Annotated in this window: 3 protein-coding genes; all 3 read right to left on the bottom strand. The window is 75.6% G+C overall.

What is annotated here, in order from left to right; all coding sequences use genetic code 11:
* Positions 1-19 precede the first annotated feature (19 nt).
* The 3 genes from ACH4T9_RS28085 to ACH4T9_RS28075 are packed head-to-tail and all read right to left on the bottom strand — an operon-like array spanning position 20 to position 25,499.
* A complete protein-coding gene (locus ACH4T9_RS28085; RefSeq protein WP_396674132.1) occupies positions 20-9,472 on the bottom strand; it encodes a type I polyketide synthase in 9,453 nt (3,150 codons plus the stop codon).
* Positions 9,473-9,518: 46 nt separating this feature from the next.
* Positions 9,519-14,498, bottom strand: a complete 4,980-nt coding sequence (locus ACH4T9_RS28080) for a type I polyketide synthase (protein ID WP_396674166.1) — start codon at positions 14,496-14,498, stop codon at positions 9,519-9,521.
* A 51-nt stretch (positions 14,499-14,549) separates the two neighbouring features.
* Entirely contained in the window at positions 14,550-25,499 is a 10,950-nt protein-coding gene (locus ACH4T9_RS28075) for an SDR family NAD(P)-dependent oxidoreductase (RefSeq protein WP_396674133.1), read from the bottom strand.
* Between the last annotated feature and the right edge of the window lie 5 nt (positions 25,500-25,504).

The raw sequence follows: 25,504 nt of genomic DNA, 5'->3' as shown, positions 1-25,504 counted from the left end.
CTCCTTGCGGCCAGCCGGGTCACGAGTCGGAGCCTTCCAGGGCCATCCGGACCAGACCGGCGACGTCCAGTTCGCGGATTTCGGCCTCCGGCGCGGCCGGGACGACCACCGGCGCGCCCGCGACCGGCCCGGCCGCGCGGGCCAGCTGGAGCAGCTGGTCGAGCAGCCCGGCCTGGCGTAGCTGGTCCAGCGGGATCGCGGCCAGCACCCGGCGGACGGACTCCTCGTCGCCGTCGTCGCCGGCCGCCGCCCCCGCGTCGGGGAAGAGCTCCTCGTAGAGGTGGTCGGCCAGGCCGGCCGGGGTCGGGTAGTCGAAGACGACCGTGGTGGGCAGCTCGTGCCCGGTCGCCGCGGTGAGCAGGTTGCGCAGTTCCACGGCGGTCAGCGAGTCGAAGCCGAGGTCGAGGAAGCCCCGGTCGGTCTCGATCACGTCGGCGGAGGAGTGGCCGAGCACCTTCGCCGCGTCCACCCGCACCATCTCCAGCAGTGCCGCCCGCCGTTCCTCGCCGGGCAGCGCGCGCATCCCGGCGAGCAGGTCCCGGGTGGCCGGCGCGGCCGGGGCGGGGCCGTCGGCGACGGTCTCCGTCAGGGCACGCACGGCCGGCAGGTCGGCCAGCAGCGGGCTGGGCCGCAGCGCGGTGAACAACGGCTGGAAGGTGGCCCAGTCGACGTCGACGACGGTGACGGTGACGTCCCCGGCGGCGAGGGCGTGCCGCAGGCCGGCCATCGCCACGCCCGGCGGCATCACCCGCAGGCCACGGCGGCGCAGCTGTTCCGGCGCGTCGTCGACGAACATGCCCGACTCGGTCCACGGCCCCCACGCCACCGAGGTGGCCGGCAGGCCCCGGCCGCGCCGCTGCTCGGCCAGCGCGTCCAGGTACGCGTTGCCGGCGGCGTACGCGCCCTGCCCGCCGCTGCCCCACACCGCCGCGATCGACGAGAAGAGCACGAACGCGTCCAGCTCGACGCCGTCGAGCAACTCGTCGAGCAGCTCGGCACCGGCCAGTTTCGGGGCGATGACGTACGCGAGGTCCTCCAGGGTGGTGTCGGCCAGCGGCACCACCTCGCTGACCCCGGCGGCGTGCAGCACCGCGCGCAGCGGCGGGCCCTCCCGCCGCAGCTCGGCGACGAGGTCGGTCATGGCGGCCCGGTCGGCGGCGTCGCACCGCGCCACCCGGGCGGAGACGCCGAGGGCGTCCAGCTCGGCGAGCAGTTCGGCCGTGCCGGGGGTGTCGGCACCGCGTCGGCTGGTCAGCACCACCCGCTCTGCGCCGGCGCCGGCCGCCCAGCGGGCCACGTGCCCGCCGAGCGCCCCGGTACCGCCGGTGATCAGCACGGTGCCCCGGGGTTGCCACGGCGCGGGCTCCCCGGCGGTGACGGCCGGGGCGAGCCGGCGGACCAGCACCCCGGAGTCGCGGACGGCGAGCTGGTCCTCCCCCACACCGCCGGTGAGGATGCCGCCGAACCGCATCGCCGTCCAGCTCTCCAGGGTGGCGGGCAGGTCGACCAGCCCGGCCCAGCGGGCGGGCTGCTCCAGCGCGGCCACCCGGCCCAGCCCCCACAGCATCGCCTGGCGGGGGTTGACCGGCACGTCGCCGTCGCCGACGCCGACCGCGCCCTGGGTGACGCACCACAGCCGGGCCGCCGCGACGGTGTCGGTGAGCTCCTGGAGGAGCTGCACGGTCGCGGCGAGGCCGCGGGGCAGCACCGGGTGCTCGGCGTGCGGGGCGTCGTCCAGGCCGAGGAAGGACAGGATCGACAGCGTCCCGTCGGCCGCGGCGAGCGCCTCGCCGAGCACGTCGGCGAGCTGGCCGCCCAGCTCGTCGGGGTCGGCGGCGGTGTCGACGGGCACGGTCGTCACGTCGCCGCCGAGGGTCCAGGTGCAGGCGTTCAGATCCGGGTCGTCGGCCCGGTCGGCGGGCAGCAGCACCAGCCAGGGGCCGGCGTCCTGCTCCGTCGGCGTGCCGGCCAGCGGCTCCCAGACCGCCCGGTACCGGGCACCGTCCACGAGCGAGCGTTCCCGGCCGCGCCGCCGCCACGCGGACAGGGCCGGCAGCACCGCCCCGAACGGCTGGTCGCGGTCCACGTCCAGCTCGCGGGTCAGCGAATCGAAGTCCTCGGCCTCGACCGCCGCCCAGAACCGGCGCTCGACCTCGGTGCTGTCGTCCTCGGCGGCAACGAGGGCGGCCCAGTCCGGTGGCTCCGGCCAGTAGCGCTGCCGGTCGAACACGTACGTGGGCAGGTCCATCGGCTGGGCGCCGGTGCCCTCGTACAGGGCGGACCAGTCCGGGGAGACGCCGTGGGTGTGCAGCGCGGCGACGGCCCGCAGCAGGGCGGTTGGCTCCGGCCGGTCCCGGCGCAGCGTCGGCACGACCAGCGGGGCCCGACCGCCGGCCGGGGCATCCTCGGCGAGGACTGCCTGGGTGAGGGCGGTGAGCACCCCGTCCGGGCCGATCTCGACGTACCCGGTGCAGCCCTGGGCCCGCAGGGCCGTGACGGCGTCGGCGAAACGCACGGCGTCGCGGGCGTGTCGCACCCAGTACGCCGGGCTGGCCAGCTCCGCCGGGTCGACCACCGCGCCGGTGACCGTGGAGACCATCGGCACGGTCGGGGTCCGCTGCTCCAGCCTTGCGGCGACGACGGCGAGGTCGTCGAGCACCGGGTCCATCAGCGGGCTGTGGAAGGCGTGGCTGACGGTCAGCCGCCGGATGCGTACGCCTCGGGCCGACCACTCGGCGGCCAGCTCCTCGACGGCGTCGCCGGCCCCGGACAGCACCACGGCGGCGGGGCCGTTGACGGCGGCGACGGAGACCCGGTCGGCGCGGTCGCCGAGCGAGGCCAGCACGTCGGCCTCGGCGGCGGCGACCGCGAGCATCGCCCCGCCGGCCGGCAGCGCCTGCATGAGCCGGCCCCGGGCGGCGACCAGCTCGGCGGCCTCGGTCAGGCTGAGCAGCCCGGCGGCGTGGGCGGCGGCGAACTCGCCGATGGAGTGCCCGGCGACCGCGTCGGGGCGCATGCCCCATGCCCGCAGCAGCCGGAACAGCGCCACCTCGACGGCGAACAGCGCCGGCTGGGTGTACTCGGTGCGGTCCAGCAGCTCCGCGTCGGCGGTACCGGGCGAGGCGTTCAGCACCGGCCGCAGCGGTCCCGGCAGGTGCGGGTCGAGGGCGGCGCAGACCTCGTCGAGGGCGGCGGCGAAGGCCGGGAACGCGGCGGCCAGCTCGCGGCCCATCCCGGCCCGCTGCGCGCCCTGCCCGGAGAACAGGTACGCCACCTTCGGCCGGGGCGCGACCGCGCCGGTGACCACCAGCGGCGACTCCTCGCCGGAGCCGAGGGCACGCAGCCCGGTGCGTAGCGCGATCCGGTCGGTGGCGAGGACGACGGCCCGGTGTTCCAGGGCGGCCCGGGACACCACGGACGACCAGCCGACGTCGACCATCGGCGGCGCCTCCGGCCCGGTGACCTGGTCGGCCCACGGACCGGCCTGTGCGGCCAGCGCGGACGCGGTGCGTGCCGACAGCAGCACCGGCACCACCGGCAGCCGGCCCGGGTCCCCGGCCGGCTCGGCCGGTACGGGCAGCTCCGGGGCCTGTTCCAGGATGGTGTGCGCGTTGGTGCCGCTGATCCCGAAGGAGGAGACGGCGGCCCGCCGGGGGCGGCCGGTGACCGGCCAGGTCCGGCCCTCGTCGAGCAGCTCGACCGCGCCGACGCTCCAGTCCACCTGGTCGGTCGGCTCGTCGACGTGCAGGGTCTGCGGCAGGTAGCCGTACCGCAGGGCCAGGACCATCTTGATGATGCCGGCGACCCCGGCGGCGGCCTGGGTGTGCCCGATGTTGGACTTGATCGAGCCGAGCCAGAGCGGCTGGTCGGCCGGCCGGTCCCGCCCGTACGTGGCGAGCAGGGCCTGCGCCTCGATCGGGTCGCCGAGCTTGGTGCCGGTGCCGTGCGCCTCGACGGCGTCCACCTCGGCCGGGGTGAGGCCGGCGTTGGCCAGGGCCTGCCGGATCACCCGCTGCTGCGAGGGCCCGTTCGGGGCGGTGAGGCCGTTGGACGCGCCGTCCTGGTTGACGGCGCTGCCCCGGATCACCGCGAGCACGGGGTGGCCGTTGCGCTGGGCGTCGGAGAGCCGCTCGACGAGCAGCACGCCGAGGCCCTCGCCCCAGCTCGTGCCGTCGGCGGCGGAGGCGAACGCCTTGACCCGGCTGTCCGGGGCCAGGCCCCGCTGCCGGCTGAAGCCGACGAACACCCCGGGGGTGGACATCACGGTGACGCCGCTGACGAGGGCGAGGGAGCACTCCGCCTGGCGCAGCGCCTGGCAGGCCCAGTGCAGCGCGACCAGCGACGAGGAGCAGGCGGTGTCCACCGAGACGGCGGGCCCTTCCAGCCCGAGGGTGTACGACACCCGGCCGGAGAGCACGCTGCCGGCGTTGCCGGTCATCAGGTGTCCCTCGGCGCCCTCGGCGCTGTACATCAGGTTCCGGTAGTCCTGGTAGTTGGTGCCGACGAAGACGCCGGTGGGGCTGCCGCGCAGCGCCTGCGGGTCGATCCCGGCCCGCTCGATCGCCTCCCAGGACGCCTCCAGCAGCAGCCGCTGCTGCGGGTCCATGGCCAGGGCCTCGCGGGGGCTGATGCCGAAGAAGCCGGCGTCGAAGTCGGCGACCCCGGCGACGAAGCCGCCCTCCCGGGCGTAGCTGGTGCCCTCGTTCTCCGGGTCGGAGTCGAACAGCCGGTCGAGGTCCCAGCCCCGGTCGGTGGGGAACTCGCCGATCGCGTCGCCGCCGGCGGCGAGGAGCTGCCACAGCCGCTCCGGGTCGTCCGCCCCGCCGGGCAGACGGCAGCTCATCGCCACGATGGCGATCGGGTCGTCGTCGACGGCCACGGCGGGTGCGGCGGGGGCGGTCACGGCCGGGACGACCCCGGTGAGCAGCTCGTCCAGGTGCGCGGCGAGCACCGTCGGGTTCGGGTAGTCGAAGGCGAGCGTCGCCGGCAGCCGCAGGTCGGTGGCGGAGGCCAGGAAGTTGCGCATGTCCACCGCGGTCAGCGAGTCCAGGCCCAGGTCCCGGAAGGGCCGGGTGGCCGGGATGTCGTCGGCCGCACCGTAGCCCAGCGCGGTCGCCGCGCACTGGCGGACCAGTTCCAGCAGCGCCTCGACGCGCTCCGCCGGGGTGAGCACGGCGAGCCGGCGGGCCAGCGCCCCGGACGAGTCTGCCGACTCCTCCTCCGTGGCCTGCGACGTGATCTCCCGGGCCGCCTCGCGCACCTCGGCGAGGTCGCCGATCAGCGGGCTGGGCCGGACCAGGGTGAAAGCGGGGGCGAACCGACCCCAGTCGATGTCGGCGATCAGCGTGCTGGTCTCGCCCCGGCGCAGCGCCCGGGCCAGGGCCTCGACGGCCAGGGCGGGGTCCATGCCGACCATGCCGCCCCGGCGCAGCCGCTGCTGGGCGCGCTCGTTGTCGGCGGGCAGGCCGGCGCCGCTCCACGCCCCCCAGGCCACCGAAAGGGCGGGAAGGCCCTCGGCCCGGCGCCGCTCGGCGAGGGCGTCGAGGAAGGCGTTCGCGGCCCCGTACGCGCCCTGCCCGGCGTTGCCGGTGGTGCCGGCGACCGAGGAGAACAGCACGAAGGCGTCCAGGTCCAGGTCGCGGGTCAGCTCGTCCAGGTGGACGGCGGCGGCGCACTTGGGGGCGGCGACGGTGTGCAGGCGCTGTGGGGTGGCGGTGTCCACGATGCCGTCGTCGAGGACGGCGGCGGTGTGCAGCACGGCGCTCACCGGGGCGTCCCCGTCGACGGTGGCCAGCAGGTCGGCGAGCTGCGCCCGGTCGGTCACGTCGCAGGCCGCGACGGTGACCCGTACGCCGAGGTCGGTCAGCTCCGCCTCCAGCTCGGCGGCGCCCGGGGCGTCCGGGCCGCGCCGGCTGGCCAGCAGGACGTGCGTGGCGCCGGAGCGGGCCGCCCAGCGGGCCAGGTGCCCGCCCAGACCGCCGGTGCCACCGGTGATCAGCACGGTGTCGCGCATCCGCCAGCCGTCGTCCGCCGGCTCGCCGGACGCGGTCGGCTCGGGCTCGGTGATCCGGGTGAGCCGGCGGGCGAAGACCCCGGAGTCGCGGACGGCGAGTTGGTCCTCGCCGCCGTTGTCGCCGAGCGCCGCGCAGAGCCGCACCCCCGTCCAGGGGTCGAGGACGTCCGGCAGGTCGACCAGGCCGGCCCAGCGGCCGGGGTGTTCGAGGGCGACCGCGCGGCCGAGGCCCCAGACGGCGGCGGCGGCCGGGCTCGGCGCCGGGTCCTCGGCGTCGACGACGACGGCCCGCCGGGTGGCGCACCACAGTGGAGCCTCGACGTCGAGCGATCCGAGCGCCTGCACGAGCAGGGCCGTCCCGGTGACGCCCAGCGTGGTGGCGGGGTGTTCGGGGTGCGCCCGCTCGTCGAGGCCGAGCAGCGACAGCACCGAGGCGGGGCCCTCGTCGGGCAGCGCGTCGCGCAGCAGGTCGGCCAGCGCCGCCGCGTCGGCGGTGGTGTCCACCTCGACGGGTACGGCGTCCACGCCGACACTGCCGAGCGCGGAGAGCACGTCCTGGACCAGCGGGTCCTCGCCCAGCCCGCCGGGAACCGGGACCAGCCAGGTGCCGGCGAGCCGGTCCAGCGGCAGGTCGGGCAGGGCGTCCCAGGTGACCCGGTAGCGCCACCGGTCGATGTCCGGCTCGTCGTCGGCGCGGGCGAGGAACAGGGACGGCGCGGGCCAGTACCGGTGGTGGTCGAAGGCGTACGTGGGCAGGTCGACGGTGGCCGTGGCGGCAAGAACGTTCGTGAGGTCGACGGGCAGGCCGATGGCGTGCGCGGTCGCCAGGTTCGTCAACAGCCGGGTCGCGTCGTCGTCGCCCCGGCGCAGGCTGCCCAGGGTGTGTCCGGTGGTTCCGGTGTCGTCGAGGATCGCCGTGACCGGCATCGTCAACACCGGGTGCGGGCTGATCTCCACGAACGTGCTGTGGCCGGCGGCGATCGCCACCCGCACGGCGGCGTCGAACTGCACGGTCTGCCGCAGGTTGTCGTACCAGTAGTCCGCTGTCATCGACGCCGGATCCACCCAGTCCCCGGTCAACGTGGACACCAGCCGGACGTCACCAGCCTGCGGGGTCACGTCGGCCAGATCCGTACGGAGCTGCTCGGCGACCTCCTGCACCGACGCCGAGTGCGACGCGTAGTCCACCGGAATCAACCGGGCCCGCAGCCCCTCGTCGGTACACGCCTGCACAAGGTCGGCCACCGGCTGCGGCGGACCCGACACGACCACCGTGGCCGGGCCGTTCACGGCCGCGACGCCCACCCCGGGGAACTGCGCGAGGCGGGCGGTCACCGCGTCGGCGGACAGATCCACCGACGCCATCGCCCCGGTGCCGCGCAGCACGGCGAGGGCCCGCGAACGCAGGGCGACGGTCCTCGCCGCGTCGTCCAGGGACAGGATCCCCGCCACACACGCCGCACCGATCTCACCCTGCGAGTGACCGATCACCGCCTGCGGGGTGACGCCCGCCTGCCGCCACACCGCAGCCAGGGCGACGCCGACGGCCCACAGCACCGGCTGCACCACCTCGACCCGGTCCAACCACGACTCGTCCCCACCCGTCAACACCGCGACGAGATCCACGTCGAGGAACGGGGCCAGGGCACGCTGGCACTCCGCCAGCCGCGCGTCGAACACCGGCGTCCGACCGACCAGACCCGCCGCCATCCGCGCCGACTGCGCACCCTGACCCGGGAACACGAACACCGGACCCGCGCCCGGAGCCGCCGCCGCGCCGGAGACCACGTTGCCGGCCGGCGCACCCGCGCCCAGGGCGTCCAGGCCGGCCAGCAGCTCGTCGACGGTAGAACCGACCACGGCGGCCCGGTGGTCGAACGTCGACCGGGTCGCCGTCAGGGACCAGCCCACCGCCGCCGGGTCGAGACCGTCACGCTCCCGCACGTACGACGCCAACCGGGCGGCCTGGCCGGCGAGGGCGGCCCTGGACCGGGCCGACACCGGCCACACCGTCACGCCCGCGTCGACCAGGCCCGGCGCACTCGTGGGGACGGCGAGAAGCTCGACCGGCTCGTCGTCGGCCTGCTCGATGATCACGTGCGCGTTGGTGCCGGAGATGCCGAACGAGGAGACGGCGGCCCGCCGGACCCGGCCCGTCTCGGGCCACGGCCGCGCCTCGGTGGTCAGCTCCACCGCGCCGGCCGTCCAGTCGATGTGCGGGGACGGCTCGTCGACGTGCAGGGTGGCCGGCACGATCCCGTGCCGCATGGCCAGCACCATCTTGATCACCCCGGCGACGCCGGCCGCGGCCTGGGCGTGGCCGATGTTCGACTTCACCGAGCCGAGCAGCAACGGACCGGTGTCGCCCCGGTCCTGCCCGTACGTGGCCAGCAGCGCCTGCGCCTCGATCGGGTCGCCCAGCTTGGTGCCCGTGCCGTGCGCCTCGACCACGTCCACGTCGGCCGTGGACAGCCGGGCCGAGGCGAGGGCCTGGCTGATCACCCGCTGCTGCGCCGGCCCGTTCGGCGCGGTCAGCCCGTTGGACGCGCCGTCCTGGTTGACGGCGGAGCCCCGGACCACCGCGAGGACGGAATGGCCGTTGCGGCGGGCGTCCGACAGCCGCTCGACCATCAGCCAGCCGACGCCCTCGGAGAACCCGGCGCCGTCGGCGGCGGCGGCGAAGGACCGGCACCGCCCGTCCGGGGAAAGTGCGCGCTGCCGGCTGGAGCCGATGAAGAGGCCGGGGGTGGCCATCACGGTCACCCCGCCGGCCAGGGCCAGGTCGCACTCCCCCGCCCGGAGCGCCTGCACCGCGAGGTGCAGCGCCACCAGCGACGACGAGCAGGCCGTGTCGATGGAGACCGCCGGACCCTCCAGCCCGAGGGTGTACGACACCCGGCCGGACGCGACGGCCGCCGCGCCCCCGGTCATCGAGTGCCCCTCGTCGCCGTCGGGCGACATCATCAGCAGGGTGCCGTAGTCCTGCCCGTTGGTGCCGACGAACACCCCGGTCCGGCTGCCGCGCAGGGTGGCCGGGTCGATCCCGGCGGCCTCGACCGCCTCCCAGGACGTCTCCAGCAGCAGCCGCTGCTGCGGGTCCATGGTGAGCGCCTCACGGGGCGAGATGCCGAAGAAGGCGGAGTCGAAGTCCCCGGCACCGTCGATGAACCCGCCCTCCCGGGCGTACGAGGTGCCCGGGTTGTCGGGGTCGGGGTGGTAGAGCCGATCCAGGTCCCAGCCCCGATCGGCGGGGAAGGGGGCGACAGCGTCCCGGCCGTCCCGCAGCAGCTCCCACAGCTCGTCGGGGTTGCGCACCCCGCCGGGCAGCCGGCAGCTCATCGCCACGATCGCCACCGGCTCCAGTTCCTGGGACTGGACCTCGCTGAGTCGGCGGCGGGTGTCGTGGAGATCAGCCATGACCCGCTTGAGGTAGTCGCGGAGCTTGTCTTCATTGGCCATCGGGGTGCCGCTTCCTCGGGAGGGACGGGAGAGAGCCGGAGCGAGGTCAGGAAATGCCGAGGTCCTTGTCCACCATCGCGAACAGTTCGTCGTCGGTGGCGTCGTCGAGGTGCCGGCCGATGTTGTCGCCGCCGCTGGCCTGGCCGAGCCGGGTGAGCATCGCCTGGAGCCGTACGGTGGCCCGCACCCGCGCCGCCTCGTCGCGCGCCACCACGTCGAGGCTGTCGGCGATCCGGTCGAGGTCGTCGAGGAGGGCCGTCGGGGTGACCACGTCGTCGTGGGCGACCTCGGCGAACAGGTACTCCGCCAGCGTCGTCGGGGTCGGGTAGTCGAAAACCAGGGTGACCGGCAGGGCCACCCCGGTGGCCGAGCCGAGGCGGTTGCGCAGCTCGACGGCGGTGACGGAGTCGAAGCCCAGCTCCCGGAACGCCCGGTGCTCGTCCACCGACTCGGCGGACGCGTAGTTGAGCACGGCGGCGACCTGGCTGCGCACCAGGCCGAGCAGCACGGCGAGCCGCTCGGCGGCGGGCAGCCCGGCGAGCCGGTCCTGCAACGTCTCCGGGCCGTCACCGGCCTCCACGCCGGCGACCGTCTCGGCCGTGGCGAGCCGGCGGACGTCCGGCAGGTCGCCGATCAGCGGACCCGGCCGGGTGGCGGTGAACGCGACTGCGAACCGCTCCCAGGCGATGTCGGCGATGGTGAGGAACCCCTCGCTGTGGTCCACGGCCTGGTGCAGCGCGGCGATGGCCGCCTCGGGGGTCATCTCGGGTACGCCGTGCCGGTGCAGCAGCTCGCCGAGCGGCCCGTCTGCCATGCCGCCGCCGGCCCAGGCGCCCCAGGCGATGGAGGTGGCGGGCAGGCCGAGGCCGCGCCGGTGCTGGGCGAGCGCGTCGAGGAACGCGTTGCTCGGGGCGTAGTTGCCGACGCCGGAGCTGGCCACGCTGCCCGCGAAGGACGAGAACATGATGAACGCGGACAGGTCCAGGTCGAGGGTCAGCTCGTGCAGGTTGTACGCGACGTCGACCTTGGCCTGGAGCACCCGCTCGATCTGCTCCGGCCGGATGTCGTTGATCATCGCGTCGTCCAGCACGGCGGAGGCGTGCACGACCGTGGTGAGCGGGTACTCGGCGGGGATCGCGTCGATCAGGTCGGCCAGCGCGTCCCGGTCGGAGGCGTCGCACTCGACCACGGCGGCCTGGGCGCCCAGCTCGGTGAGGTCGTCGACGAGCTGCTGCGCGCCCGGCGCGGCCATGCCCCGCCGGCTGACGACGAGGATGTTCTCCACGCCGCTGCGGGCCAGCCAGCGGGCGGCGTGCCCGCCGAGCGCGCCGGTGCCGCCGGTGACCAGCGCCGTGCCGAACGGCTGCCACGGGTTCGCGGGCTGGCTGTCGCCGAGCGGGACCCGGGTGAGCCGGCGGGCGAGGACGCTGCCGGGGCGTACCGCGATCTGGTCCTCCTCCCCGGCGGTGGTGAGGGCCGCGACCAGCAGGCCGGCGGAGCGCTCGTCGACGGCCTCGGGAAGGTCCACGAGGCCACCCCAGCGCTGCGGGTGCTCCAGCGCGGCGACCCGGCCGAAGCCCCAGACCAGCGACTGCACCGGGGAGCGCAGCAGGTCGGCTCGGCCGACGGACGCGGCGCCGGAGGTGATGCTCCACATCGGGGCACGCAGGCCGATGTCGCCGAGGGCCTGGAACAGCGCGACGGTGGCGGCGAAGCCGCCCGGCACGGACGGGTACAGCGGGTGGACCAGTTCGTCGAAGGCGAGCAGCGAGACCACGCCGGCCACCTCGACGGCCTCGCCGTCGCCGCCCGGCGCGGCGTCGAGCGCCTCCCGCAGCAGCTTGCCGAGCAGGTCGCGGTCGACGTCGGGGGTGGAGACGGGCACCGGGACGAGGGTCGCGCCGGCCCCGGTGAGCGCCTCGACGCAGGCGTCCTGCCAGGGCTCGACGATGTCGCCGGTCGGCATGACGACGACCCAGGTGCCGGTCATGCCCCGGTTGGCGACGCCGGGCAGCGGCTTCCAGGTGTCCTGGTAGCGCCAGCTGTCGATGTCGGACTGCCTGCGTCGCTGCCGACGCCACGAGGTGAGCAGCGGCAGGGCCGGGAGCAACGCGTCGAATGCCCGGTCCACCGGGGTGTCCTCGGTGGCGATGGTCTCGGCGAGGGCGGTGAGGTCGCCGCGTTCCACGGCGGCCCAGAAACTGGCGTCGCTCGGGTCGGCCGCCGCCTGGAGCAGGCTCTCCAGGTCGGGGCCGCCGCTGCCGTCCAGCCAGAACCGCTGGTAGTCGAAGGCGTACGTGGGCAGCGGTGCCGCGTCGGTACCGGGGAGCACGTTCGTGAGGTCGACGGGCAGGCCGATGGCGTGCGCGGTGGCCAGGTTCGTCAGCAACCGGGTCGCGTCGTCGTCGCCCCGGCGCAGGCTGCCCAGGGTGTGCCCGGTGGTGCCGGTGTCGTCGAGGATCGCCGTCACCGGCATGGTCAACACGGGGTGCGGGCTGATCTCCACGAACGTGGAGTGCCCCGCCGCGATCGCCACCCGCACGGCGGCGTCGAACTGCACCGTCCGCCGCAGGTTGTCATACCAGTAGTCCGCCGTCATCGACGCCGGATCCACCCAGTCCCCGGTCAACGTGGACACGAGGCGGGTGTGACCGGCCTGCGGGGTCACGTCGGCCAAATCCGTGCGGAGCTGCTCGGCGACCTCCTGCACCGACGCCGAGTGCGACGCGTAGTCCACCGGAATCAACCGGGCCCGCAGCCCCTCGTCGGTACACGCCTGGACGAGGTCCGCCACCGGCTGCGGCGGACCGGAGACGACCACCGTGGCCGGGCCGTTCACGGCCGCGACCCCGACACCCGGGAACTGCGCGAGGCGGGCGGTCACCGCGTCGGCGGACAGGTCCACCGACGCCATCGCCCCCGTACCCCGCAACACGGCCAGGGCACGCGAACGCAGGGCAACCGTCCTCGCCGCGTCGTCCAGGGACAGGATCCCGGCGACACACGCCGCGCCGATCTCACCCTGCGAGTGGCCGACCACGGCGTCCGGGACGACGCCGGCCGCGCGCCAGACGGCGGCGAGGGCGATGCCGACGGCCCACAGCACCGGCTGCACGACCTCGACCCGGTCCAACCACGACTCGTCCTCGCCGGTGAGGACCGCGACGAGATCCACGTCCAGGTAGGGGGCGAGGGCCCGCTGGCACTCGGCGAGCCGCGCGTCGAACACGGGGGCCCGGCCGACGAGGCCGGCGGCCATCCGCGCCGACTGGGCGCCCTGGCCGGGGAAGACGAACACGGGGCCGGCGCCGGTGCCGGTGACCGTGCCGGTGACGAGGTTGCCGGCCGGCTCGCCGGCGGCCAGTGCGTCCAGCCCGGCCAGCAGCTCCTCGGCGTCCGCGCCGACCACTGCGGCGCGGTGGTCGAACGTGGACCGGGTGGTGGCCAGGGCCCAGCCGACCGCCGCCGGGGCGAGGTCGCCGTGGTCGCGCACGTGCCGCGCGAGCCGGGCGGCCTGGCCGGCGAGGGCTGCCTTCGACCGGGCCGACACCGGCCAGATCGTCACGTCGGAGCCGATCAGGCCGGGCCGGTACGCGGGCTCGACGGCGGTTGCCTCGACGGCCGCCTCCCCGTCGACGGTGTCCGGGCCGGCGACGCGGGGCCGGTACTCCTCCAGGATCACGTGCGCGTTGGTGCCGCTCACCCCGAACGAGGAGACGCCGCCGCGACGGGGGCGGTCCAGCTCCGGCCACGGCTTCGACTCGGTGAGCAGCGACACCGCCCCGGCAGTCCAGTCCACGTGCTGGGACGGCTCGTCGACGTGCAGGGTCTCCGGCATGACGCCGTTGCGCAGCGCCATCACCATCTTGACCAGCCCGGCGACGCCGGCGGCGCTCTGGGTGTGGCCGATGTTCGACTTCACCGAGCCGAGCCACAGCGGCCGGTCGGCGGGGCGGTCCTGCCCGTACGTGGCGATGAGCGCCTGGGCCTCGATCGGGTCGCCGAGGGTGGTGCCGGTGCCGTGTGCCTCCACCATGTCAACGTCGGCGGTGCCGAGCCGGGCGTTGGCCAGGGCCTGCCGGATGACCCGCTGCTGCGAGGGTCCGTTCGGGGCGGTGAGCCCGTTGGACGCGCCGTCCTGGTTGAGGGCGCTGCCCCGGATCACGGCGAGCACCGGGTGGCCGTTGCGCTCGGCGTCGGCGAGCCGCTCCACGACGAGCACCCCGCCGCCCTCGCCCCAGCCGGTGCCGTCGGCGCCCGCCGCGAACGCCTTGCACCGGCCGTCGACGGACATGCCGCGCTGCCGGGAGAAGACGACGAAGACGCCGGGGGTGGCCATCACGGTGACGCCGCCGGCGATGGCGAGGTCACACTCGCCGCGGCGCAGCGCGTTCACGGCGAGGTGCAGGGCGACCAGCGACGACGAGCAGGCGGTGTCCACCGTGACGGCCGGGCCGTTGAGGCCGAGGGTGAACGAGATCCGGCCGGACGCCACGCTGGTGGTGTTGCCGGTGCCGAGGTACATGTCGACGCCCTCGGGCACGTTCGGCAGCCCGATGCCGTAGTTGGAGGTGCTCAGCCCGACGAAGACGCCGGTGGAACTGCCGCGCAGCGACAACGGGTCGATGCCGGCCCGCTCGACGGCCTCCCAGGACGTCTCCAGCAGCAGCCGCTGCTGCGGGTCCATGGCAAGGGCCTCGCGCGGCGAGATGCCGAACAGGGTCGGGTCGAAGTCACCGGCACCGTCGAGGAACCCGCCGACCCGGGTGTAGCTCTTGCCCGGCTTGTTCGGGTCGGGGTCGTAGAGCGACTCCAGGTCCCAGCCCCGGTCGCCCGGGAACTCGGTGAGGGCGTCCCGGCCGTCGGCGACGAGGTCCCACAGGTCCTCCGGCGTCCGGACGCCACCGGGGAAGCGGCAGCTCATCGAGACGATGGCCAGGGGCTCCTGGTCGCGCGCCTCGACGGTCTGCAGCTTGCGCCTGGTGTCGTGCAGGTCGGCGGTGACCCGCTTGAGGAAGTACCGCAGCTTGTCGTCGCTCATCGGGTCACACCTGCCTCGATCCGGAAGTCGGTCATCTCAGGAGATTCCAAACTCTTTGCTGATGAAGTCGAAGATCTCGTCGTCGCTGGCCGAGTCGAGGTCGGGCCGGTCCTCGGCGGCGGGCCCGACGGCCAGGTCGGACGCCTTGGCGAGCAGGTCCTGCATCCGGGCGGTGAACCGGTCCCGGGCCACCGGGTCGAGCGGGATGGAGTTGAGCAGGCTCTCCACGGTGTCGATGCCCTGGAAGATGGGCTGGGTGGAGGGCGCGGAGTCGGCGGCGATCTCGCTGGTCAGCTTCTCGGCCAGCGCGGTCGGCGTCGGGTAGTCGAAGACCAGCGTCGCCGGCAGCCGCAGCCCGGACAGGGCGTTGAGCCGGTTGCGCAGGTCCACGGCGGTGAGCGAGTCGAAGCCCAGGTCGGTGAAGAGCCGGCCGGGGTCGACCGCGTCGGCGCCGGCGTGGCCGAGGACGGCGGCGATGTTGGCCCGGACCACGTCGAGCACCACCTTCAGCCGCTCCGGGCCGGCCAGTCCGGCGAGCCGCTGGCCGAGCGACACCCCGCCGGCACGGGCGCCGGTGGCGTCGACGGAGCGGCGCAGCGGCACCCGGACCAGGGCGCGGAGCATCGGCGCGAGGGCGCCGGACTCCGCCTGACCCCGCAGCGTCCCGACGTCCAGCCGCATCGGTACGACCGCCGCCGCGTCCAGCCGCCAGGCGGCGTCGAACAGGTCCAGCGCCTGCGCGGTGGCCAGGCCGGCGGCGCCCTGCTCGGTGATGCGCCGCACGTCGGCGTCGGCGAGGTGGCCGGTCATGCCGCTGGCCTGCTCCCACAGGCCCCACGCGAGGGAGATGCCGGCGAGCCCCCGGGCCCGCCGGTGCGCGGCGAGGGCGTCGAGGAACGCGTTCGCCGCCGCGTAGTTGGACTGGCCGGCGCTGCCCAGGGTGGCCGCCGCCGAGGAGAACAGCACGAACGCCGCGAGGCCCAGCCCTTCGGTGAGCCGGTGCAGGTGCCAGGCCGCGTCGATCTTCGGCACGGCCACCGCGTCGACGCGGTCGGGGGTCATCGACTCCAGCACGCCGTCGTCGAGGACGCCGGCGGCGTGCACCACGGCGGTCAGCGGGTGCGCGGCGGGCACCCCGGCGAGCAGCGCCGCCAGGGCGTCCGGGTCGGCGGCGTCGCAGGCGGCGACGGTCACCTCCGTACCGTGGTCGGCGAGTTCGGCGACCAGGTCGGCGATCCCCTCGGCCGCCGCGCCGCGCCGGCCGGCGAGCAGCAGGTGCCGCACGCCGTGGGTGGTGGCGAGGTGCCGGGCCAGGATCCGGCCGAGCACGCCGGTGCCGCCGGTGATCAGCACGGTGCCGTCGGGGTCGATGCCGCCGGGCAGCGGCTCCGTCCCGGCCGGGACCCGCCCGAGGCGCGGGGTGCGGACCTGTCCGGCCCGTACGGCGAGCTGCGGCTCACCGGAGGCGATCGCGGCGGCCAGGGCGGCCCGGCTGTCCGGCTCGTCGTCGAGGTCGACGAGCTGCAACCGGTCGGGGTGTTCGAGCTGGGCGGTGCGCAGCAGGCCCCACACGGGGGCCTGGCGCAGGTTGACCGCCGGCTGCTCCCCCGCCGCGACCGCGTCGCGGGTGACCAGCACGAGCCTGGACCCGGCGAACCGGTCGTCGGCGAGCCAGGTCCGCAACGCCGCGAGGGTACGGTGCGTCGTGGCCCGCGCCTGCGCGGCGAGGGCCGGGTCCGCGTCGTCGTCGGCGGGGCCGCCGACCGGAACGACGACCGCCTCCGGCGCGGGCTCACCCCCGGCGAGCAGGTCGCCGAGGGAGTCCAGGTCGATGTCAGCGCGCACCCGCGCGCCCGCCGACTCGCAGGCGGCGCTGAGGGCGAGGTCGTCGCCGCCGAGCACCACCCAGCGGGTGGCCGCCGGGACCGGTCCGGTGGGCACCGGCAGCGCCGGCCAGTCCACCTGGAACAGCGACTCGTGCCGGCCGGAGCGGGCCGCGCCGAGGGAGTCGCCGGAGACCCGCCGCATGATCAGCGAGTCGACGTGCAGCACCGGCGCGCCGGTGGCGTCGGCCACCTGGAAGGCCACCCCGACCTCGCCGGCCGCGGCGACGCGTACCCGCAGGGCGGTGGCCCCGGCGGCGAGCAGGGAGACCCCGGTCCAGGCGAACGGCAGCCGGGGCGCGGTGGCGTCGGCGCCGTCACCCATCCGGCCGAGGAAGCCGCCGATGGACATGGCCTGCAACGCGCCGTCGAGCAGCGCCGGGTGCACGCCGAACCGGCCGGCCTCGGCATGGTGGTCGGCGGGCAGTTCCACCTCGGCGAAGACCTCGTCGCCGCGGGTCCAGGCGGCGCGCAGGCCGCGGAACGCCGGGCCGTACCCGAAGACGGTCGCCTCGATGCCGGAGTAGAAGTCGTCGGCCTCGACGCGGGTCGCGCCGGGCGGCGGCCACACCCCCAGGTCGAAGGCGGGCGCATCGGCCGGCTGCGGGGCGAGCAGGCCGGTGGCGTGGCAGGTCCAGGCCACGTCGGCGAGGATCTCGTCCGAGCCGTCCCGGTAGGGCCGGGAGTAGAGCTGCACGCCGCGCCGGCCGTCGTCGTCGCGCTCGCCGACCGAGAGCTGCACCTGCAGGGAGCCCAGTTCGGGCAGGACCAGCGGGGCGAGCAGGGTCAGCTCCTCCACCGTCGGGCAGCCGGCCTGCTCGCCGGCGTACGTCGCCAGCTCCACGAACGCGGTGCCGGGCAGCAGGATGTTGTTCATCACCCGGTGCTCGCCGAGCCACGGGTGGGTACGCACCGACAGCCGCCCGGTGAACACCATCCGCTCGCTGTCGGGGAAGGTGAGGGTGGCGCTGAGCAGCGGGTGCCCGGCGTCCTGGAGGCCGGCGGAGGCGACGTCCTGGGCCCGGTGCACGGGCGGGTCCACCCAGAACCGCTGGTGCTCGAAGGCGTAGGTGGGCAGCGGCACCACGTCGGTCTCCGCGAGCACGTTCGTCAGGTCGACGGGCAGGCCGATGGCGTGCCCGGTCGCCAGGTTCGTCAGCAACCGGGTCGCGTCGTCGTCGCCCCGGCGCAGGCTGCCCAGGGTGTGCCCGGTGGTTCCGGTGTCGTCGAGGATCGCCGTCACCGGCATGGTCAACACGGGGTGCGGGCTGATCTCCACGAACGTGGAGTGCCCCGCCGCGATCGCCACCCGCACGGCGGCGTCGAACTGCACCGTCCGCCGCAGGTTGTCATACCAGTAGTCCGCCGTCATCGACGCCGGATCCACCCAGTCCCCGGTCAACGTCGACACCAGCCGGGTGTGACCGGCCTGCGGGGACACATCGGCCAAATCCGCCCGCAACTGCTCGGCGACCTCCTGCACCGACGCCGAATGCGACGCGTAGTCCACCGGAATCAACCGGGCCCGCAGCCCCTCGTCGGTACACGCCTGCACCAGATCCGCCACCGGCTGCGGCGGACCCGACACGACCACCGTGCCCGGACCGTTCACCGCCGCGACACCCACACCGGGGAACGCGCCCAGCCGTTCGGTCACCGCGTCGGCGGACAGATCCACCGACGCCATCGCCCCGGTGCCGCGCAGCACGGCGAGGGCCCGCGAACGCAGGGCGACGGTCCTCGCCGCGTCGTCCAGGGACAGGATCCCCGCCACACACGCCGCACCGATCTCACCCTGCGAGTGACCGATCACCGCCTGCGGGGTGACGCCCGCCTGCCGCCACACCGCAGCCAGGGCGACGCCGACGGCCCACAGCACCGGCTGCACCACCTCGACCCGGTCCAACCACGACTCGTCCCCACCGGTCAGGACCGAGACGAGATCCACATCGAGGTACGGGGCCAGGGCACGCTGGCACTCCGCCAGCCGCGCGTCGAACACCGGCGTTTGGCCGACCAGACCCGCCGCCATCCGCGCCGACTGCGCACCCTGACCCGGGAACACGAACACCGGACCCGCGCCGGGACCGGAAGCCGAACCCGTGACCGCATTGCCGGCCGGCGCACCCGCCGCAAGTGCGTCCAGGCCAGCCAGCAGCTCGTCGGCGCTCGACCCGACCACGGCGGCCCGCTGGTCGAACGTCGACCGGCTCGCCGCCAGGGACCAGCCCACCGCCGCCGGGTCGAGACCGTCACGCTCCCGCACGTACGACGCCAACCGGGCGGCCTGACCGGCGAGGGCGGCCCTGGACCGGGCCGACACCGGCCACACCGTCACGCCCGAGGCGACCAGCCCCGGGGCCATGGCGGGGGCGGCGGCCGGCTCGTCGTCGGCCTGCTCGATGATCACGTGCGCGTTGGTGCCGGAGATGCCGAACGACGACACCGCCGCCCGGCGCGGCCGGTCCACGGCCGGCCACGGGGTGGCCTCGGTGACCAGCGAGACGGCGCCCGCCGCCCAGTCGATGTGCGGGGACGGCTCGTCGACGTGCAGGGTGGCGGGCACCATCCCGTGCCGGATGGCCTGCACGACCTTGATCACCCCGGCGACGCCGGCGGCGGCCTGGGCGTGGCCGATGTTGGACTTGATCGAGCCGAGCAGCAGCGGCCGGTCGGCGGGCCGGTCCTGCCCGTACGTGGCCAGCAGCGCCTGCGCCTCGATCGGGTCGCCGAGCGTCGTGCCGGTGCCGTGCGCCTCGACCACGTCCACGTCGGCGGTGGTGAGCCCGGCGGTGGCGAGGGCCTGCCGGATCACCCGCTGCTGCGAGGGGCCGTTCGGGGCGGTGAGCCCGTTCGACGCGCCGTCGGAGTTGACGGCGGAGGAGCGGACGACGGCGAGGACCTGACGGCCCTGGCGGCGGGCGTCGGAGAGCCGCTGCACGAGGAGCATGCCGACGCCCTCGGACCAGCCGGTCCCGTCCGCCGACGCGGCGAACGACTTGCACCGGCCGTCGGTGGCGAGGCCGCGCTGCCGGGAGAACTCGACGAACGCCGTCGGGGTGGCCATCACCATCACGCCACCGGCGAGGGCCATGTCGCACTCGCCGCGGCGCAGCGCCTGGCCGGCCCAGTGCAGGGCGACCAGGGACGACGAGCAGGCGGTGTCGAGGGAGACGGCCGGCCCCTCCAGCCCGAACGTGTACGCCACCCGGCCGGAGATGACGCTGCTGGTCATTCCGGTCAACATGTAGCCCTCGGCGGCCTCCGGCGAGTACGCCAGCAGCGAACCGTAGTCCTGGCCACTGGTGCCGACGAACACGCCGGTGCTGCTACCCCGCACGGTGGCCGGGTCGATCCCGGCGGACTCGAAGGACTCCCAGGTGGTCTCCAGCAGCAGCCGCTGCTGCGGGTCCATGGCCAGCGCCTCGCGGGGGCTGATGCCGAAGAAGCCGGGGTCGAACCGGTCGACGCCACCCAGGAAGCCGCCGCCCCGGGCGTAGAAGGTGCCGCTGGCGTCCGGGTCGGGGCTGTAGAGGGTGTCGAGGTCCCAGCCCCGGTCGGTGGGCAGGTCGGTGATCGCGTCGACGCCGTCGGCGACGAGCCGCCACAGGTCGTCGGGCGACCACACCCCGCCGGGCAGCCGGCAGGCCATGCCGATGATGGCGAGGGGCTCGTCGTCGCCGACGGCCACGGTCGCGGTCGTGGGCCGGACCGGCACGGGGGTGCCGGCGATCTCCGTACCGAGGTGGACGGCCAGGTCGTGCGGGCTCGGGTAGTCGAAGACGAGGGTGGCCGGCAGCCGCATGCCGAACGCGTTGTTGAGCCGGTTGCGCATCTCCACGGCGGTGAGCGAGTCGAAGCCGAACTCGCTGAACGCCCGGCGCGGCTCGATCGCGGCCGGGTCGGGGTAGCCGAGCACGGCGGCGGCCTGGCCCCGGACGATCTCGACGAGCGCGGCGACCCGGTCGGCGTCGCCGAGGGCGGCGAGCTGCTGGACCAGGGACGCGCCGGTGCTCGCGGCGGCGGCGCGGGCGGGGGTGCGGATCAGCGCCCGGTACAGCGGCGGAATGGCTCCGCCCGCGAACTGCGCCTTCATCGCGGCGAGGTCGAGGCGGGCCGGGACGAGCGCGGCGTCGGGGGTGCGGCAGGCGGCGTCGAAGAGGGCCAGGCCCTCCTCGGCCTCCATGGCGGCGACGCCGGAGCGGGAGATCCGGTTGAGGTGGACGTCGTCCAGCTCGGTGGTCATGCCGCTGCGGTCGGCCCACAGGCCCCAGGCGAGGGTGAGGGCGGCGAGACCGTGCGCCTTGCGGTGGTGGGCCAGCCCGTCGAGGAACGCGTTGGCGGCGGCGTAGTTGCCCTGGCCGGGGCCGCCGGCGGTGGCCGCGAGGGACGAGTACGAGACGAATGCCTTCAGGTCGAGGTCGGCGGTCAGCTCGTGCAGGTTCCAGGCAGCGTCGACCTTGGGCCGCAGCACGCCGTCCATCCGCTCGGGGGTGAGCGAGGAGATGACGCCGTCGTCGCGTACCCCGGCGGCGTGGATGACGGCGGTGAGCGGGTGCTCCGCCGGGATGCCGGCGAGCAGCGCCGCGACCGCGTCCCGGTCGGCGACGTCGCAGGCGGCGACGGTGACGGTCGCGCCCAGCGCCGCCAGCTCGGCGCGGAGCTCGGCGACGCCTTCGGCGGCCAGACCGCGCCGGCTGGTGAGGATCAGGTGCCGGACGCCGTGCACGGTCACCAGGTGCCGGCTCATGAGCTGGCCGAGGGTGCCGGTGGCGCCGGTGATCAGCACGGTCCCGTCGCCGTCGAACGGGGCGGCGGGCGGCTCCGCGAGGGCCGGAACGCGGGTGAGCCGGGCCCCGGCGGCCACGCCGGAACGGATCACGACCTGCGGCTCGTCGGTGCCCACGGCCGAGACCAGGGCGGCGGCCGAGCCGGTCGCGTCGTCGACGTCGACCAGCACGAACCGGTCGGGGTTCTCCGACTGGGCGGAGCGGAGCAGGCCGATGACGGCGGGGCCGGCCAGGTCGGTCAGGTCGGCGTCGGCGTCGGTGGCGACGGCGCCCCGGGTGAGCACGACCAGCCGGGAGTCGGCGTACCGGTCGTCGGCGAGGAACCGCTGGAGCACGGCGAGGGCCCGGTGGGTCACCTCGGCGACGGCCCGGGGCACGTCGGTCGACGCGGGCGGGTCGAGGAACGGCACGACCAGCACGCCGGGCGCGTCCGCGCCCTCGTCGAGCGCGGCGGCCAGGGCGGTCAGGTCGGGGTGCGCCGCGACGGCCGTACCGGTGGCGGCGACGGCGTCGGCGAGCCCGGCGGCGTCGCCGACGACCGCCCAGCCGGCGGTGGACGGGCCGGCGGGCAGGGCGAGCGGGGCCCACTCGATCCGGAACAGCGACTCGGTGCCGCCACCCCCGGCGACCCGGAGCTGGTCGGCGGAGACGGGCCGCAGCACGAGGGAGCCGACGGAGATGATCGGGGCGCCGGTGACGTCGGCGAGCAGCAGGGAGACGCTGTCGGTGCCGGTGTGCGAGACGCGGACCCGGGCCGCCGCCGCGCCGGCCGCGTGCAGGGCGACGTCGTTCCAGGAGAACGGCAGCCGGCCGTACCCGGGGGGCATGTCCGCGCCGGACGGCTCGCCGGCGGGGGTGGTGAGGCCGAGCGTGTGCAGGGCCGCGTCGAGCAGGGCCGGGTGCAGGCCGTACCCGCCGGCCTCGGCGGCCGGGGCCTCGGGCAGGGCCAGCTCGGCGAACAGGTCGTCGCCGCGCCGCCAAGCGGAGCGCAGCGCGATGAAGGACGGGCCGTAGTCGTAGCCCTGGGCGGCGAGGTTCAGGTACAGGTCGTCGGTGCCGACCTCGGTGGCGCCGGGGGGCGGCCAGGCGGTCAGGTCGGACCAGCCCTGCAGGCCGCCCGGGGTCGCCGGTCCGCCGGCCAGCACGCCGCTGGCGTTGCGGGTCCAGGGTCGCTCGCCGGTGCCCTCGGCGGGCTCGCCGTCCGCGGCGGAGTGCAGGGAGACGGTCCGGCAGCCGGTCTCGTCGGCCGGGCCGATCCAGAGCTGGATGTCGACGCCGCCGGTCTCCGGCAGGATCAGCGGCGACTCCAGGGTCAGCTCGCGGACGTGGTCGGCGCCGACGTGCGCGCCGGCCTGGAGGGCCAGCTCGACGAAGCCGGTGCCGGGCAGCAGCACGGTGTCGAAGACGACGTGATCGGAGATCCATGGGTGGGTGCGCCGGGCCAGCCGCCCGGTGAACAGGAAGCCCTCGGCGTGCGCGACGCCGACGGCGGCGCCGAGCAGGGGGTGCTGGGCGGGGCGCAGGCCGACGGCGGTGATGTCGCCGGTCCACCCGGCCCCGGCCTCGGGCCAGTACCGCTGGTGCTGGAACGCGTACGTCGGCAGGTCGACCCGCCGCGCGCCGGTCTCGGCGAACCACGGCTGCCAGGTGACGGGGACGCCGTGCACGTGCAGCTCGGCCAGCGCGGCGAGCAGGGCGTGGGTCTCGGGCCGGTCCCGGCGCTGGGCGGCGACGGCCAGCACGCCGTCGTCGCCGGGCAGCACGTCGGCGGCCATGGCGGTCAGCACGCTCTGCGGGCCGACCTCCAGGAACGTGCCCGCGCCGGCCGCCCGCAGGGCGGTGACCCCGTCGGCGAACCGGACGGCCTCGCGGACGTGCCGCACCCAGTACTCGGGGGTGCGGATCTCCTCGGCGTCGGCGAGCGCGCCGGTCAGGTTCGACACCACCGGCAGCGTCGGCGCGGCGAAGCTCAGGGTGCCCAGGACGGCCCGGAACTCGGCGAGCATCGGCTCCATCAGCGGGCTGTGGAACGCGTGGCTGACGGTCAACCGGCGGGTCCGGGCACCCCGGTCCCGCCACGCCTGCTCCAACTCGTCGAGGGCGTCGACCGCGCCGGACACCACGACGGCCGACGGGCCGTTCACGGCCGCGATGCCGACCCGGTCGGTCAGTCCGTCCAGGCTGGCCGCCACGTCCGCCTCCGGCGCGGCCACGGCCAGCATCCCGCCGCCGGCCGGCAGCGCCTGCATCAGCCGGCCCCGCGCCGCCACCAGGGCACACGCGTCCGCCAGGGACAGCACGCCGGCCACGTGGGCGGCGGTGATCTCACCGATCGAGTGGCCGCCGACCAGGTCCGGCGCGATCCCGAACGACTCGATCAGCCGGAACAGGGCCACCTCGACGGCGAACAGGCCGGCCTGGGTGAACACGGTCCGGTCCAGCAGGCCCGCCTCGGCGGTGCCCACCTCGGCGAACAGCACCGGCTTCAGCGGCTGCGGCAACAGCGGGTCCAGCCCGGCGCACACCTCGTCCAGCACGGTGGCGAACCCTGGGAAGTACCCGTACAACTCCCGTCCCATGCCGGCGCGTTGCGCGCCCTGGCCGGAGAACAGCACCGCGAGCGTCCCCCGGTCGGCCGCCTGACCCGCGACCACCGTGCCCGACGGATCCCCCGCCGCCAGCGCCCGCAGCCCGGCGATCAGGTCGTCGCGGCCGGTCGCCGGCACCACGGCGCGGCTGTCCAGGGCGGATCGCGAGGTGACCGACGAGAAGGCCACGTCGAGCGGGCTCAGGTCGGGGTCGGCGTCCAGCCAGGCGGCCCACCGGCCGGCCTGCGCGGCGAGCGCGGCGGCGTCCCGGGCCGACACCGGCACCGGCACGACCGGCCGTTCGACGGTCGGCGCGGCGGCGGCCGGCGCGGCCTCGACGGCGGGGGCCTGCTCGACGATGATGTGCGCGTTGGTGCCGGACACCCCGAACGACGACACCGCGGAACGGCGCGGCCGGTCCACCGCCGGCCACGGCGTGACCTCGGTGACCAGCTCGACGGCGCCGGCGTCCCAGTCCACCTCGGGGGTCGGGGCGTCCACGTGCAGGGTGGGCGGGACGATGCCGTGCCGCATCGCCAGCACCATCTTGATCACCCCGGCGACGCCGGCGGCGGCCTGGGTGTGCCCGAGGTTCGACTTCACCGAGCCGAGCAGCAGCGGGCCCGAGTCGCCCCGGTCCTGCCCGTACGTGGCCAGTAGTGCCTGCGCCTCGATCGGGTCGCCGAGCCGGGTGCCGGTGCCGTGCGCCTCGACCACGTCCACGCCGCCGGCGGCGAGGCCGGCGTTGGCCAGGGCCTGCTGGATCACCCGCTGCTGGGACGGCCCGTTGGGGGCGCTCAGGCCGTTGGACGCGCCGTCCTGGTTGACGGCGCTGCCCCGCACCACGGCGAGAATCGGGTGGCCGTTGCGCTGGGCGTCCGACAGCCGCTCCAGCAGCAGCACGCCGACGCCCTCGGACCAGGAGGTGCCGTCGGCGGCGGCGGCGAACGCCTTGCACCGGCCGTCCTCGGCGAGGCCGCCCTGTCGGGAGAACTCGACGAAGGCCGCCGGCGTGCACATGGCGGTGACCCCGGCGACGATGGCCAGGGTGCACTCCCGCTGGCGCAACGCCTGACCGGCGAGGTGCAGCGCGACCAGGGACGACGAGCAGGCGGTGTCGATGGTGACCGCCGGGCCCTCCAGCCCGAAGGTGTAGGAGATCCGGCCGGAGACGACGCTGCCGGCGTTGCCGGTCATCAGGTGGCCTTCCAGGCCCTGCGCGGCGCCCATCAGCACGCCGCCGTAGTCCTGGCCGGTGCTGCCGGCGAAGACCCCGGTGCGGCTGCCGCGCAGCGAGTGCGGGTCGATGCCGGCCCGCTCCAGGACCTCCCAGGATGCCTCCAGCAGCCACCGCTGCTGCGGGTCCATCGCCAGGGCCTCCCGGGGGGAGATGGCGAAGAAGCCCGGGTCGAAGTCGGCCAGCTCGGGCACGAAGCCGCCCTGCCGGGTGTACGAGGTGCCGACCCGCCCGGGGTCGGCGTCGTACAGTGAGCCGAGGTCCCAGCCCCGGTCGGACGGGAAGTCGGTGATCACGTCCCGGCCGGACGCGACGACCTCCCACAGGTCCTCCGGCGTCCGCACGCCGCCGGGGAAGCGGCAGCTCATGGAGACGATGGCGACCGGTTCCTGCTCGCCGGCCTCCACCTCGCGCAGGCGTTGCCGCACCTGGTGCAGGTCGGCGGTGACCCGCTTGAGGTAGTCGAGAAGCTTCGCCTCGTCAGCCATGGACC

The sequence above is a fragment of the Micromonospora sp. NPDC020750 genome (assembly GCF_044334565.1).
Classification (GTDB): Bacteria; Actinomycetota; Actinomycetes; order Mycobacteriales; family Micromonosporaceae; genus Micromonospora.
Note: the sequence above shows the minus strand (reverse complement) of the source record. Positions and strands in the feature narration are given on the sequence as shown.